Origin of the sequence: Chitinophaga sp. XS-30 (genome assembly GCF_008086345.1) — a bacterium.
Taxonomy (GTDB): Bacteria; Bacteroidota; Bacteroidia; order Chitinophagales; family Chitinophagaceae; genus Chitinophaga.
In genome coordinates this window covers 3560823-3575818 of record NZ_CP043006.1, presented here as the reverse complement: position 1 = coordinate 3575818, position 14996 = coordinate 3560823, and the positions used below count along the sequence as shown (strand labels likewise).

General features: G+C 52.2%; 11 protein-coding genes. 1 reads left to right on the top strand and 10 read right to left on the bottom strand.

The window, feature by feature from the left end; genetic code table 11:
* Positions 1-10: 10 nt before the first annotated feature.
* The 10 genes from FW415_RS14660 to FW415_RS14620 form a co-directional block, all read right to left on the bottom strand.
* Complete coding sequence (locus tag FW415_RS14660) at positions 11-1996, bottom strand: FAD-dependent oxidoreductase (RefSeq protein ID WP_148386327.1); 1986 nt, start codon at positions 1994-1996, stop codon at positions 11-13.
* A gap of 28 nt (positions 1997-2024) precedes the next feature.
* Complete coding sequence (locus FW415_RS14655; RefSeq protein ID WP_210420696.1) at positions 2025-2753, bottom strand: SGNH/GDSL hydrolase family protein; 729 nt, start codon at positions 2751-2753, stop codon at positions 2025-2027.
* Between the two features lie 20 nt (positions 2754-2773).
* Positions 2774-3451: a DUF4998 domain-containing protein gene (locus tag FW415_RS14650; RefSeq protein ID WP_148386322.1), complete on the bottom strand. Its 678-nt coding sequence runs from the start codon at positions 3449-3451 to the stop codon at positions 2774-2776.
* Between the two features lie 21 nt (positions 3452-3472).
* Entirely contained in the window at positions 3473-4672 is a 1200-nt protein-coding gene (locus tag FW415_RS14645) for a DUF5000 domain-containing lipoprotein (protein WP_148386319.1), read from the bottom strand.
* A gap of 27 nt (positions 4673-4699) precedes the next feature.
* Positions 4700-6595: a RagB/SusD family nutrient uptake outer membrane protein gene (locus FW415_RS14640; RefSeq protein ID WP_148386318.1), complete on the bottom strand. Its 1896-nt coding sequence runs from the start codon at positions 6593-6595 to the stop codon at positions 4700-4702.
* A 26-nt stretch (positions 6596-6621) separates the two neighbouring features.
* On the bottom strand, positions 6622-9975 hold the full coding sequence (locus tag FW415_RS14635) for a TonB-dependent receptor (RefSeq protein ID WP_148386315.1): 3354 nt from the start codon (positions 9973-9975) through the stop codon (positions 6622-6624).
* Between the two features lie 213 nt (positions 9976-10188).
* Positions 10189-10806 (bottom strand): FecR family protein, encoded by a 618-nt coding sequence (locus FW415_RS14630; protein WP_246859040.1) that lies wholly within the window; start codon positions 10804-10806, stop codon positions 10189-10191.
* Entirely contained in the window at positions 10803-11249 is a 447-nt protein-coding gene (locus tag FW415_RS25400) for a hypothetical protein (RefSeq protein ID WP_246858747.1), read from the bottom strand. Before FW415_RS25400 ends, FW415_RS14630 begins: the two co-directional genes overlap by 4 nt.
* Positions 11250-11325: 76 nt before the next feature.
* Positions 11326-11961, bottom strand: a complete 636-nt coding sequence (locus FW415_RS14625; RefSeq protein WP_148386310.1) for an RNA polymerase sigma-70 factor — start codon at positions 11959-11961, stop codon at positions 11326-11328.
* A 161-nt stretch (positions 11962-12122) separates the two neighbouring features.
* Positions 12123-12833, bottom strand: coding sequence for a DUF2071 domain-containing protein (locus FW415_RS14620; RefSeq protein WP_148386308.1), 711 nt, complete (start codon positions 12831-12833; stop codon positions 12123-12125).
* A 92-nt stretch (positions 12834-12925) separates the two neighbouring features.
* On the opposite strand from FW415_RS14620, the gene FW415_RS14615 reads away from it, so the two are divergent.
* The gene (locus FW415_RS14615) at positions 12926-14866 is read left to right on the top strand and encodes a PKD domain-containing protein (protein WP_148386305.1); all 1941 of its coding nucleotides are present in this window, start codon (positions 12926-12928) and stop codon (positions 14864-14866) included.
* Positions 14867-14996 lie beyond the last annotated feature (130 nt).

Below are 14996 nucleotides of genomic sequence, written 5' to 3'. Positions count from 1 at the left end.
AACTGCTGCTTTATCTTTTTTCAGGCACCCAGAGCAGCGCATCGGCCACCACGAGGCCTTCGCCGGTTTCTCCGGCGGAGATCTCCACATAGGAGCCAGTGCCTTTTTTAAGCTTGAAAGTGCCGAGTTTCACCCATTCCCCGGAGGTCTGGCCCACCACCTTTACATCTTCGGCCTTCACCGGCACCAACTGCTGTTTTTTGCCGCTCACCACTTTTACATGAGTAACAGCAGCGTTATTTTTCAGACGCGGATAATACATATAGATCGCATAACGGCCGGTTTTCCCGATAGCCGGGCGGAAGATGGCTTTTGCATTTTTTTCCGCTGTAAGCATATCCGTACCGTAAGCGCCTTTGCCTTTTTCTGTTTTCCAGTCTCCTGCCAGCTCCGGGTTTGCCGTCGCATTGTCCAGCAGCACATCACCCAGTCTGCCGTCCGCTAGCGGGTTGCTGGTAAGGATGCCGGCCACTTTGGCGGCGTCCACTTCCTGCACGGAAGTGCCGTTGGCGATGGCGAGGTCCGCCGCCACTGCCGTTGCCTGTGCGAGTGCCATGAACACCGGTTCCATCCTGATGGAGCCGTAGGCGATATGGCTGGCCGAAAGGCAAACGGGCACGAGCAGATTGCTGCACTCCCCTGCCTTGGGGATCAGTGCACGGTAAGATACCGGATACGGCGGGAAACCACCCACTTCCACATTTCCTTCGTTCTTCACCATATCTTTCCCGTTCTTGCGGATGACGATACGCTGTGTATTATGCGAGTCCATAGTATAGGCCGCCATGCCTACGCCATCGGTCACCACTTCCTCCCCTACGCAATTCGCCTGTGTCATCACATAGGCGCCTACCATGCGGCGGGCTTCCCGCACATATAACTGCGGAGACCAATGCCCGTTGTCTGTGTATTCATCCTTTGGATAGCCCCATTTGCGCATTTCCTTCTGCAGGGGCGCCGGCACACGGGGATCCGTAGCGAAGAAATACAGCAGCCCTTTGGTATAGTCCTCATGCGCTTTGATGATCTTTGCACGGGTCGCATAGTCTGCTTCCGGGTAATCGTGGTTCGCGCCGATCATATCTGTGGAAAATCCGTTCCTGTTATTGATATCTGTTTTGTTATTGGGCATTCCGCTCACGATCAGGTAATCGTTGAGGGTTGTTCTGTTGGGTTGCGCCTTGAACAGCCGTGCAAGCAGCTCGTAACGGTTGATATCATAGTTATCCGGCTCTGTAATGGGCACCATATTGGCGGGGTCCCTGGTGAGGCAGATGCGGTAATTATAAGCCTGTACGAGTTTGTCCCCGCTGCCTTTCTGCGCCAGCGGCGCGGGGCTGATCCCCCACAACAGTCCGCTGGAAGGGTCGCCGGGTGTTTTATATGGATCAACACCGTCCGGTATCTGATGCCCGTCCAGCATTTGCACGCCGTTCCAGGTTTCGTTGTACATATCGTTCCCTTCCCTGCCCACGGTGTAGCTCACCCCGGCTTTTGCCATCAGGTCGCCTTCATAGGTGCAGTCGATGAACATTTTTGCGGAAACGGTAACGGTTGCTCCGCCGGCATCGAGCTGAATTTCCGTAATGGCGCCGTTCTCTTTACGGGCGGAGAGCAGGCGATGCTGGTACAGCACTTCCACCTTCGCACGATTCACATAATCTGTAAAAAGGCTTTCTGCTACATGCGGCTCAAATATCCATTGTTCAAATTTGCCGTAGTGTTGCCCGATCTGCCGGTAAAATTCCAGCGAAAGGCCGCGGATGGCGTATTTATTGCCGATGTCAGTGTAACCCAGCCCCCCGGAGGAAAGGCCGCCAAGATGTTTGCCCGGTTCTATCAGCAGTACGGAACGCCCAGCCTTCTTCGCCGTGTATGCAGCAATTACGCCGGCTGAGCTGCCGCCATAGATACATACATCTACCTTAAAATTACCCCATGCCAGTTGCTGACATAAAAAAAACGCTACCGCGCAGATCAGGAATTTGCACTTCATGGTTTGAATCTGTTATATGTGAATGATATTATGCCGGTGTCAGTAATCTCTTCAGGTATGCCGGATAGCTGTTCTTATCAACACCGCCATCCCCGGCCGTAATACTGTCCCCGAAGCAGACGATGCGCTTTTGCGGCAGATCATGATAAACTATATATTGATACGCGGCCAGCCCGATAAAACGATACCCCTCCGGCGTGGGATGTACACCATCGGTTTTATTGGTATTGGCAACGTTCTGGATCAGCGAGTATTTATCCAGCCCCACTTTCCCGGCCTTGTCGAACAACATGCCGAGATCCAGCAAAGCGGCATGGTATTCCGCCGCCAGCTCCTTTATCGTTCTGTTTACCGCTGCCCTTCTGCCGGAAGGACCTTCCGTCCCGTAATGTTCCTTTTTGTGCCGGGAGAACAGGTATTCCTCAATAAACGGACAAATGGTCATCAACAGTATCTGGCTTTGCTGCGCCTGTATCTTTTCGATAAGAGTGGCCACATTCCGCCGGTATTGATCCAGCGGAATATATTTCATGCTGTTCATGTCGTTCGTGCCGATCATCAATACCGTCAACTCCGGCTTGTGCGCGAGGCAGTCCTTATCGATCCGTTTCAGCAGATCATTGGTATTGTTGCCGCCGATGCCGGCATTGATCACCAGGTAATCCGGATCATCTTTTTTTCCGGCCAATGCCGGAAGGTCCGCTGCGAGGGCCAGTGCGCCCAGGGTAGCAGCAGACAGGAAAGTTCTGCGTTGCACGGTTCTCGTTATTTTTTTATCTACAAATTCACCTGTACCACAGGCGCCGCAAACGTATCAATGGCGTTTGGCACCGGAAGATACAAAGTTTTGAATTCCATTGTACCTGTTTGTGGTATGCCGGGCAATACGGTTGTGCTTTCTTCGGATGGAATAAGCAGCGTCTGCGCAACGCCATCCTGATCTGTATAGGTAAGCCTTACCCCCGGTGAACGGGGATCCGCTTCGTCCCATTGCAGTTTAGTGTTACCGTTATCTATCACCGCGCTTTTCAGAATGCGGTTGATCAGGTTGCTTTCATAAAAATCACCATACACATCACCATTCACTTCTGTTCTGACAGACTGGTCGTTTTGGGCATTGTAACTGTACACTTCAAAAATATACGGTCCTTCTACCATATTATCAAGGATAGCTCTGATCGTATCCACTCCATTCGTGCGGTTAACGGTAACTTCCGCGGAATCTGCCTTTTTATTCCAGTAAATGCGGCATTTCACAATGCGGGAGTCGGTTTTCAGCAGCCATTCCAACTGGATGCGTTTATTCCCGGGATTAGCTTTCAGGGAATCTACTTTTCCGGGATATACCTTTTCCCCGCCCGGTACAAAATCCTTATAGGCTTTATCTGTCTTTTCACAGGCAGCGAGACAAAATCCCGCCGCCAGTGAAAAGCATATATATTTCAAGAGTTTCATGCTTTACGATTTTCAGTTTGATTACTGTATTTGACCAAAGAAAGTCAATTCCGCCATCCAGAAATAATCTGAATTGCCGAAGGTTTCCAGCATCTTGATGCGGATGTACCTTACCGGTGGCGCGTCAATGGGTATTTTAAACTGATGGCCTTCCTGGGCACGGAGAATATCGTCATTTGAGTTCACGCCTGTGGGCAGGCCTGATACTTTCACCACTTCGAATTCGGACAGTTTCGTCCATCCGTCAAAGCTGCCGTCAGGATTATAGTCCGTTGCGCCCCAGAGCTCAAACAGCCGCGGATCGCCGGCGGCGTACAGGAGGTTCAGTTCGTCGAATGCGCCGCGGGGTATTTCCACGAAACGGCTGAGCTTTGCGGTCACCCCCAAGTCGAACGTCACCCAATGCGGGACGCCGGAGCCATTGGCAGTACGGGTCCAGGTGCTATTGGAGCTGGAACCGCCCTGTACCTTGTCGTTCCAGAGGTTAGTCAATGGCCCTGAACCGAACATGTTCGCATCAGTGGCCAGCTTCATCGATCTGAAATTGGCTTTATCCAGCTGCTGCTCGAATAACGGCGTCAGCAACTTCCAGACCGTATCTGAATAATTCTGCCATCTGTCCCGCACGAACAACCCGAACCAGCGTTCCGTATCGTCAAAACCGCGTACGGAGAATTCGCCTTCCGTCTGGCTGGTATAATACATATCAGACTGAACAGGGTCACCGTTCTCATCTCTCGTTAAAACCCCGATGGCAATACTGGCAGAATCTTCGTTACTGAATCTTGCGGTAATGCCGCCGAAATCTTCCGAAAAATCCAGCGAAGCGAGTGTGGACATTACAGGAGGCGTCAGCGGTTTTACTTTCACTGTTACCGGCTCCGAGCTCACTTCCGATCTGCTCACGGCATAGAGCTTTACTTCTCTTTCATCCGTATTGCCAAATCCTTCGAGTGTAACGAAATTGTTGTAGAACGTGGAAATGGATTCCATTTTTTTCCCATCGCGGATCTCGTACACCGCCTTGATGTACAGGAGTTCGGGATCGGACGGGATGTCGTAGGTCAATACAACTTTTCCGGGCTGATTATCTACGTTCACGTTGGAGACCATCCCGGGCGCCTTGCCGCCTTTGGTGAGCGGCTCCAGCTTTTCCTCCTTGCAGCCGAAACCTGCCAGGAGCATGCCAAATATAAAAAGGTGATATATACGCATTGTCATGTCATTAAGGTTTATCGATCAGGAGCATTACCAGCCCGGGCTTTGCACCAGTTGGCTGTTATCGATCAGGTTCTCTTCCTTGACCGGCCACAGGTAGTCGCGTTTACGGAATACCGGGTTGAAAAGGTATTTCACCTGGTAATAGACATCGGCTGTTTTCCCGAAGTTGTTCCATCCGGTAATAGGCTGGCTCATCACGCTTTCCGCCTCTTTCCAGCGGCGAAGGTCCCAGAAGCGCTGGCCTTCAAATGCCAGCTCTATCAGCCTTTCCTGATGAATGATCTTTCTCAGGCCGGCTTTTGACTGCGGCGCACCGGGACTGGTGGAAAAGTCCGTCCAGGATTGCTCCACACCGTTGAGGCCTGCCCTTGCTCTTACCAGATCGATCCATTTGAATGTTTCCACACCGGGGCCCTGCCATTCGTTCAATGCTTCCGCATACAGGAGGTACAGGTCTGCCAGGCGGATAACGGGCCAGGGATAGGTTTGCGGGGTCACTTCCGTTGCGGAGGACACTGTTTGCGGGTTCACGAGCTTTTTGGCCCAGTACCCGGTCATGGAGTAAGCCCAGGCGTGGTTGTTGGCGATCTGCCCCAGCTTGGCTTCCACGTACACATTGTCCGCATCGTTGAAACGGCCCTGTCCGAACCAGCGGCCACCATCGAAACCGAGACCGGCGTAAAACCTTACTTCCCGGTCGAAATTGAGATTGGCGGTCACGTAATTGGGTTTCAGGCGGAGCGCATCGGCGGAAGTAGCGGTACGCGTGCTGTAACGGGCGTTATAGTTCCAGGTTTTGTCTTCAGAGATCGGCACACCATTTTTGGTATAATACAGTTCAGCGATCTTCAGCGGCACACCGAAAGAAGATAATGTTGCAGATTGTTTGTCGCCGGAATACAGGCGGGGCAGGTTTTCCAGTTGTGCGGCGACAGGCCGTGCAACCGGGTTGGTCCAAACCGCCTCGGGATTCCATTTTTCGCACAGCGCATTCCGGACGCTCATTTCCGTGATCGTTTCCGGGGAACCGGGGAACGGCAGGAAAGCCTGGTTGAAATAATACAATTCATGCCCTGCGGCGTGGCATTCATCGATCGCTTCTTTGCAGGCGATCATCGCGCGTTCCCATTTCGTATCCTCGTAGGCGGAAGGAAAGAGTTTTACAGCATTCTTGCCGCCACCGGTATGTGCGGCATAATCAGGGTTCCCGTTAAAAAGCGGACTGGCTGCGGTTACCAGCAACCGGGCCTTCAGGGCTTTGGCGACAGACTTCGTCACACGGCCCTGCTCTGTTGCCTCATTCACAATGCGGTCCGGCAGGTTCACCACCGCTTCGTCCAGCAGGCTGGCAATATAGTTGACTACCGAATCCACTGGTTCCTGGCTTACTTTCACATCCGCAGTATTGCTGGTAATGGGCAGGTTCTGGCGGATCAGCGGGATAGGCCCGTACATCCTGAACAGGAAAAAATGATAGTATGCCTTCAGGAATGTAGCCTCTGCCGCCCAGCGGTCTTTCTCATAATCATCCATATCCGGCACCTTGTAGATATTCTCCAGAAAGGTGTTGCAATCCCGGATGGCCACAAAAAAGCCCCGGCCTCCGTTGGTGCCGCTCCAGTAATCGGAATAGGGATTTACCACATTCTGGAAGCCTTTTGCGATCTGCCAGGCAGGTTTCACGAGGTTCACATTGAATTCGTTTGCCCAAAGCTCGTCACCTCCGAGAAAGGTGGGATAATTGTAGCAATCGGTAACCCTCGGCAGATAGCTGTATATGGTAAACAGATATTGTTCCGTTGTATTGCGCATCCTGAAAACGTGGTCTACCGTAGCGATGTTATCCGGTACAATATCCAGGTAATTGCAGGAAAATAATAATGGCCCGAATAAAGCGATCAGCCATCTTTTTAATTTTTTCATCCGTTTATTTTTTGAATTAAACATGATCAGAAGGACAATTGGGCGCCGATGTTGATGACACGCTGCACAGGGTAACCCAGACCATTACCCCCCATTTCCACATCCCACATCTTGAACTTGCTGATGACGAACAGATTGATACCGCTGGCATAAATGCGGGTCTTTTCCATTTTGATCCTGCGGGTGAGCGCGGTAGGCAATGTGTAGCCCAGCTCCACGGTTTTCAGGCGAAGGAAGGCGCCATTCCGCATGAACCAGGTGCTGGTCAACGCGTTATTGGCTATCCTGCGGGCGCTGAGCCGGGGCCAGGTGGCGTACAGATCGCGGTTGCTTTCTGACCAGTGGTCATCGGCATAGGCTTTCAGCATGGCGCGGTCTCCCACAAATGGCGCGGTAGAGTCCGCGTCTATCCAGAATGATTCCCGGGCCAGTCCCTGGAAGAATGCAGAAAGATCAAAATTCTTGTACCCCAGCGAGAACCCGAAACCATATACGATCTCCGGCCGGGTAGGATAACCGATAGGTACCATATCCCGGGTAGTGATCTGCCCGTCTCCGTTCACATCATGATATTTGATATCACCAGCACCATATTCACCGAAGCTTTGCAGCGGGGAATTGATCACTTCAGCATCATCAGCAAACAAGCGTTCCGCGATATATCCGCGTTGCTGTGAAAGCGGGTAACCTACCCTGGAAAGATATTTTTCCACGTAGTCCGGTTCCTCCACTACATCGAACTTGCTGGTGGCATAGGTGAAATTACCTCTCGCCTGCATCCACCAATCCGCATTGAAGCTGTGGCTGTAATCAACGGAAAGGTCAAAGCCCTTGCCGCTGGCTTCACCGATATTCGCCTGTATGTCCGCATTGCTCAGCAGGCCCATGGTTATGGGAATGTCCGCGCGGGTCATCAGGATGTTCCTTCTCTTTTCGGTATAGATATCCAGCAGGATATTGATCTTGTTGAACAGGCCGACCTCGATGCCATAGTTGGTCTTGGTGGCTGTTTCCCAGGTAATGTCATTATTGCCGTAGCGATTGATGAAAACGCCGGGGCGCGAATAGGCGTAGTCCGTTCCGAAGGAAAAACCGCGGCTGCCGTCATTCATATTTACATCGGCAAGATAGAGGAAGCGGGCATTCGGGTCGCCGATCGCATCATTCCCCACCAGGCCGTAAGTGTAGCGCAGCTTCAGGTTGCTGACCACTTTGGTGAGGGGTTTAAAGAAAGGTTCGTTGGATACCATCCAGGCTGCGCCTATGGAAGGGAAGAACCCGAAACGATTGCTTTCGTAAAAACGCTCCGATCCGTTGTACCCGAAATCGTATTCAAAGAAATAACGGCTGTCATATCCATAGGTAAGGCGGCCTGATACGCCGATGTTCCGCCTGGGCAGCGAAAGCTGGAGAGAACCCGCATTGGCCATCACCTGGTTATTCATGAGAAATACCAGCATGCCGCTTACGTTATGCTTGTCGTTAAAAGTACGGTTATAGTTGGCTGTCGTTTGCAGATACGTGGTAGCGCTGATCTCCTTCGGCCCTTCGCCATAATTAAGATACTCCGTGCCGGTATTGGGGTTCAGCATGGAGAGATTATACTTGTCCGTGTACTTGTCGTAGTTCCCCAACGCATACCAGAAGGGATTGTAAAAACGCTGCACATCAAAATAGGTGGTGCGGGCGGTGTTGAACAGGGCGTGGAAGGAAAGCCCTTCCGTGATAAAGGACAGGTTCTGCTTCAGCTCAAACTGTGCCAGCAGCTTGGAGCGCGTGTATTCCTTGTATCCTCTCACCATGTCCGCATAGGGATTGATGTAATTACCATCTCCGTAGTTGCCGAACATGATATGCTGCACATAGGCATGTTCATCGTCTATCGGATAATACGCGGGGAACAGCACGGGATTGGACTGGATCACTCTTTTGTACATGGTGGCGCCACCGGCCAGCGGTCCATTGTAATCATCGAAGGTGCCGGACAGGCGGATGCCTACTTCTGTGCTTTTTGTCAGGTTGATGTTGACGTTGGAGCGCATGGAGTAGGTATTCAGCTTGATGTTGTTGTTGAAGTTGTTGCGTTTGTCCACTTTCAGCATGCCATTATCGCGGTTCATGGTAGCCGCCAGGTAATAACGGGCTACTTTACCACCGCCGCTGACGTTGAAGTTGGCGCGCTGGTTCATGGTAGATTCCCGGAAGAGCTCTTTCCGCCAATCGGTTGCAGGAAAAACGTAAGGATTTGTGCCGGCGATCGTGTTATCGATCTTGGCTTCGGAATACGGCAGCTGACCGAGCGGGTCGCGGGTCAGCACAGCTTCGTTGCCGAGGCGCATATAGGTCACGGGGTCAGCCAGTTCTACATTCCTGGTAGGGGTGGAATTGGAATTTTCCAGCCTTACGGAGATCCGGGCCTTGCCTTCCACACCTTCCTTGGTGGTGATGAGGATCACACCGTTGGCGCCCCTGGCGCCGTACAGGGCGGTGGAGGTGGCATCTTTCAGGATGGAGAAGCTGGCAATATCGTCCACCTGCATGCGGGAAAGGTCCGTAGTGGTGGTTTCGATGCCGTCTATGAGGATCAGGGGGTCCTGTTTGTATCCAAAGGTGGTCACCCCGCGAATGAAGAAGTCCGCATTGTCCGCACCAGGCTCTCCGCTGCGTTGATAAGCGATCACACCGGCCAGACGGCCGGCAAGGGCGGTCGTGAGGTTGCTGGACGGAACTTTCAGTTCTTTGGGGTTGATGGTGGTAATGGCGCCTACCACTTCTTTCTTTTTCTGCGTGCCGAAACCTACGATCACGGTTTCCTCCAGCTGATTGGAGGCTATCGCAAGCTGTACATTGATGACTTCCCGGCCGCTGATCGGTATTTCCTGGCGATCGTAGCCGATCATGCTGAACACCAGCACGGTGGCATCATCGGGGATATCCAGCACATACTTGCCGTTCAGATCGGTAGTGGTACCAATGCTGGGCGTGCTTTTAACGGAAATCGTCACGCCCGGCAGCGGCATGCCCGTGGTATCGGTGACGGTGCCCCGCACATCCCTTTTCATCTGCACCGCTCCCTCCTCTCCTTTGGTAGTAATGGCGATCAGGTTGCCATCCAGCAGCTTGTATTGCAGATTGGCGAGCGGCAGCACAGTTTCCAGCACCTTAAATACCGTTTCATCCTTTACATTCAGGTCGATCTTTTTATCGGTCCTGAGCTTTCGTTCGCTGAAGATGAAATGATATTTGGTCTGTGCTTCGATCATCAGCAGCACTTTTCTCAGGTCTGCGGACTGCAGGTCAAGGGAAACCTTGTCCTGCGAATGAACCGACCCGGAAACATGTAAAAAAGATAACAAGAGAAGGCAAAAGGCTAGTTTCATAATCACGAGTACCTTTATTAGCGCATGCGGTGGACTGCAAGCACGCACTAAATGCTTTTTTTTCATAACTTGTGTAGAATTAGTTGTTAATAATCGGAAACAGCCATCCCTCAACAGAGACTGCTTTCCATTAGGCTAATGGAACGGGGAATGGCTTCAACATTTCCCGTTTTTTTATTCCTATTTCTATAGGCTACTGATTTTGGTGATCGCTTAATAAATGATTACGGTATCGTCTGCTATTTTGTAATTGAAATGTTCCGTCAGCCGCAAGGCTTCCAGCGCCTGTTCCAGCGGCTCTTTGGAAAAGATGCCGGTAAACCGTTGCTGTTGAATGGTTGTGTTCTCGAAGCGGATAGACACATTGTACCAGCGTTCCATGCGGGATGCAAGGCTGGCAAAGGACTCATCCTGGAAGATCAGCTTGTTGTCTATCCAGGCCGTTTCTACAATGGCGCTGTCTTCCTTTGAAAAGTATATTGGTTTGATGATCGCCGGTGTTGTTCTGTCGGACAGTTGCTGCAGGGAATCCACGCCGTTGGTCACGACCAGTTTTTCCGCGGGCCGCAGCCTGATCTTTTTTTCCGGTCTGTTCTTCAGCTGTACTTCCACTTCTCCCGATATCAGTGTGGTTTCACTGGTACTGTCATCCGGATAGGCTTTGATATTGAAGCTGGTGCCCAGTACATTGATATTCATCTGTTCCGTATGTACAATAAAGGGGCGGGACGCATCTTTGGTCACATCAAAAAAGGCTTCTCCTTTCAGATAGACCTCCCGCTTATCGCCTTTAAAGCGGAGGGGATATTTCAGTTCGCTATCTGAATTCAGCCATACGGTGGTACCATCCGCCAGTTTGATATGGGAACGGGTGCCGCGGATATTGTATTCTCCGGAGCCCGTCTTCCCGTCCCGGCAGCAGGCCCGTTGCTTCCAGGATATAATAGGTTGCCACAAAAAAGATCAAAGCCGCCGCCATGCGGGCCATGAGTGTCCACCAGTTTTACGCGGCGGACACCGGTTTCCTGCACCGGCCACAAGCTGGTATCCATAGCCTCCATTCTTCCTTTGAGCTTGTCAAAGGCGGTGCGGGTCTCGTTTTCGTCCGGATGGCCGTCACCATGCCCCCAGAAGACCTGCAGGGCCTCGCCCTCCTTGCGGAGTTGCGGGTTTCCCCGGGTCAGGGCATCCAGTTCCTGCTTTTCCTCATCCAGTATTTCACCGGAGAGTTTCCTGGACAGCAGCCATAAATAGCGTTCTTTGTGCGTTTGCATAAAAGCTGCGTTTGCTCTCTTTTATACCAAGACACGAAACAGGAATCATCTTACGTACTCTTCCGGAAAAAAAATTTCAAATCGTGAGGGAAGCCAGTAACAGGGATAGTAAAACAGTGGTATCCACGGCTGCGGGCGCGTTCTTTTGCCGGGCTGATAAATATGGCTGGAGGACGATATGGAGCGTTTTCACCGCTTTGAACAGTTGGGTTTCCACCGTCCGGTGCGAAAGGTTCATGATCTCCGCCACTTCCCGGGGCTTGAAACCATCCTCACGGATAAGCCGGAATATCTTCCGCCGTTTGGGCGGCAGCATTTCTACTGCTTCATCCAACCTGGACAGCAATTCCTTCCATTCGGATGCTTTATAGGGATCGTGAGAATAGGCGATATTGAGTTGTTCCGGGTTATCCGTGGTTACCACGCGGTAGGCGGAAAATTTACGGAGATAGTTCAGGGATTGATTGCGGACGGCGGTGAAAAGGTATTTTTCGATATGCAGAATGTCCTGGTAGGTATTTCGTCCCGCCCAAAGCCTGAGAAAGATATCTGATACGATCTCCTCGGCGGACTCGTGGCTATGCACATATTCCACGGCAAAACGGACCAGCCGCTGGTAGCAAAGATGAAACAATTCTTCGAACGACCGTTGGTCATTTTCCTGTGAAACTCTTTGCCATAAAGTATTCAGGTAAGTCTTGTCAATCTTCATACCGGGAATATTTATTCATAAACGCTTTCACTCATAGATATATACTGTAAGTATCTGCTGACATGGAATTTGTGACTACCCGGTAATATACGAGGGTGTTCCGGGTGTCTAAAGTACATTTAAATATTGGAAATGCAAATGTGGGGGTGGAATTTGGAATATTAGCAGGGCGCCTGCACGCTATGCCATTCATGGGCGATATTTCGCATCAGCAGCGCGTTATCAAACTGCACCGTTCCCCCGGGGAAGATCTCCGTGTCTTCAAAAAAGCTGGACTGCACATTTGTAATGGCAAGCGGTTCTACCTTCCATTCCCTGGTTTGCAGCCGCAACCCGTCGAGTTTTTGCCCGTCAGGCGAAAAACCGGTGCTACCTCTCTCAAAGAAACGGGATACGCCGGCAAGATCGTCAAATATTGAGTCTGTATTCAATTGGTCTGTTCGTTTACCGTCAACAGATATGAAGGTTTCGTCTTCGCTGCGAAAGGAAACATGATAGTGGTCCCCGTTTTCCCGCACATCGAATTTTGCCAGATAATGCCGTCCGGGAAAGAAGCGGCCACCGGCAAATGCATTCAGGCGGGAACTGGTGTCCCGCCGGGGAATATATACCCCTTCCCTTTCCACTCCGTTTTCCTCCCAGGTTACCGCAATGCGGTGCGCGCCATTCTCAGAGGATATCCCGGTAAACTGTGGCAACCCTTTAGGGCGTATGTTCTTCAGACGAATGAGACAGATACCGGCAATCGCCCGTCCTTTATATAACTTCGGCCGGAAGGGCGCGGGAAGTATTTTTTGTACTGCGGATGGGTCGACTGTAAAATTGATCAGTATCCTGCGGTCGATCACTCCTTCAATAACCGGTATTTTCATAATTGTCAATTGCTGTTCAGCAAAGATATGATACAAAAAAACATTCAAACGATAGCCGCAGATTTTCTATATTGTTCCTTCAGCCTGCCCACATGAGACATTTGCTATGCCTGATCGGCATATTTCTGCTTAATACCCGCACGCATGCACAGATACAGCAGCCGTACATCCTGAACGGCTCAGCTACCCAGCGTACCTGTAACTGTTATGTGCTGACGCAGGATGTGACCAACGCCAGCGGCACCGTCTGGAACAAGAACAGGATCGACCTCACCCGGTCTTTCAATTACGTTTTTGAAGTAAACCTGGGCTGCAAGGACGAAACCGGGGCGGATGGCATCGGCTTTATCCTCCAGACCCAGGGAACGAATCTCGGCGGATCCGGGCAGGGACTGGGCTTCAAGGGCATCTCCCCTTCCCTCGGCGTGCTGATAGACACCTGGATGAACGGGGACGAAAACGATCCCGGATATGACCACCTGGCGATTCAAATGAACGGCCTGTCCGACCACCTTGGTCCGGGTAACCTGGCCGGTCCCGTTACGGTTGCGGAGGGACAAAGCAATATTGAGGATTGCCAGTGGCATCTTTTCCGCATCAACTGGAACGCTGTGACCCATCTGCTGGAAGTAAGCGTGGATAACCGGCCAAGGCTTTCCATTACAAAAGACCTGGTCAACGATATCTTTGGCGGCGATCCGATGGTGTACTGGGGTTTTGCCGGTTCCACCGGCGGGGCCACCAATGTGCAGCAGTTCTGTGCAGCGCTGCGGCCGGAGTTCGCCTTTAACGCTGGACAGATACTCTGTGACGGCACCCCGGTAAGCTTTGCTGACAATTCCAGTTCTTTTGGCGTGATCACCCGCCGCTGGTGGGACCTCGGGGATGGCACCATCTCAACGGCAGTGCAGCCGCCTCCGCATACTTATCCCGCTCCGGGTGTGTATGAAGTGAAAATGGTGATCGAGGACAACAGCGGCTGTATTTCCGATACCATGCGCTCCCCGGTGACGATCGGCTCCTACCCTGTGGTGGATTTCGGGCCAACTGAATTCTGCCTCACCGGCAACCCTTTAACGATACGGGATGCTTCGCAGGTAGATGTGGGCACCAAAGCCCGATGGGAATGGGATTTCGGCAATGGATCTGTGTCCCTCGCGCAAAATGCGTTCATTCCCTATACCGCACCGGGCCGGTACGATGTTTCTCTCCAGGTGACCACGCAGGAAGGTTGCAGCGCCGGCAGCACGGGTACTATAGACCTCTTTCCCACACCCCTGATCAGCGGAACCGGTATCAACGTCTGCATCGGCGATCCAACGGAACTGGAAGGGAACAATCTTACGCCGGGCATCGCCATTTCACAGTGGTACTGGGCCCTCGGCAACGGGGACACGAGCCGCAGCAGGCTGGTCAGTTATCCCTATGCCGCAGGCGGGACCTATACGGCCAGGCTGCATGCCATCAGCACGGACGGCTGCCCCGCAGCGCCTGTAGCGGTAGATGTGGATGTAGTGGACCTGGAGGTGAATGCCGGCAGGGATACCATAGTAGCTAAAGGCCAGCCATTGCAGCTGCATGCGCAGGCAACCGGTGAAAACCTCCAATATACCTGGCTCCCGGCCATCGGCCTGAATGATCCTTACAGCCCCGACCCGGTTGCTGTATTGCAGAAAGACCAGGTGTACCAGGTAACGGTGACATCTCCCGAAGGATGCCGGGATGATGATATGATAGCTGTCAAAGCCTATGTTGGCCCTGAATTTTATGTTCCCAATGCCTTCACGCCCAATAACGACGGGCGTAACGATCTGTTCAGGGTCATCGCTGCCGGGGTACCGGTACTGGACTTCCTCCGGGTGTGGGACCGCTGGGGCCGGCAGGTCTTCCAGACGGCCGATCTCTCCACTCCCTGGAACGGCACTGTAAACGGCCAGCCCGCCAGTTCCGGCACCTATGTATGGATGGTGCAGGGTGTGGATTACCTCGGAAAGAGATTCAGCCGCCAGGGCACGGTAACGCTTATACGCTGATGTATATGTGCCAAAAAAAGGCTGCCGCCAGCGTATGTCCTGCAACCTGACCGGCTAAATAGCCATTCAGGCCCTTCGGACCGCTTTGCGGCAACCTCTTATCTGCAGCGTATCATACCATTGTCTGGCA

Excerpts from the sequence above, each read along its gene's own strand:
- FW415_RS25400 (WP_246858747.1), bottom strand. The coding sequence starts at position 11,249 with ATGCAAACGCACAAAGAACGCTATTTATGGCTGCTGTCCAGGAAACTC.
- FW415_RS14620 (WP_148386308.1), bottom strand. The coding sequence starts at position 12,833 with ATGAAAATACCGGTTATTGAAGGAGTGATCGACCGCAGGATACTGATC.
- FW415_RS14650 (WP_148386322.1), bottom strand. The coding sequence starts at position 3,451 with ATGAAACTCTTGAAATATATATGCTTTTCACTGGCGGCGGGATTTTGT.
- FW415_RS14645 (WP_148386319.1), bottom strand. The coding sequence starts at position 4,672 with ATGACAATGCGTATATATCACCTTTTTATATTTGGCATGCTCCTGGCA.
- FW415_RS14635 (WP_148386315.1), bottom strand. The coding sequence starts at position 9,975 with ATGAAACTAGCCTTTTGCCTTCTCTTGTTATCTTTTTTACATGTTTCC.
- FW415_RS14660 (WP_148386327.1), bottom strand. The coding sequence starts at position 1,996 with ATGAAGTGCAAATTCCTGATCTGCGCGGTAGCGTTTTTTTTATGTCAG.
- FW415_RS14615 (WP_148386305.1), top strand. The coding sequence starts at position 12,926 with ATGAGACATTTGCTATGCCTGATCGGCATATTTCTGCTTAATACCCGC.
- FW415_RS14640 (WP_148386318.1), bottom strand. The coding sequence starts at position 6,595 with ATGAAAAAATTAAAAAGATGGCTGATCGCTTTATTCGGGCCATTATTA.
- FW415_RS14625 (WP_148386310.1), bottom strand. The coding sequence starts at position 11,961 with ATGAAGATTGACAAGACTTACCTGAATACTTTATGGCAAAGAGTTTCA.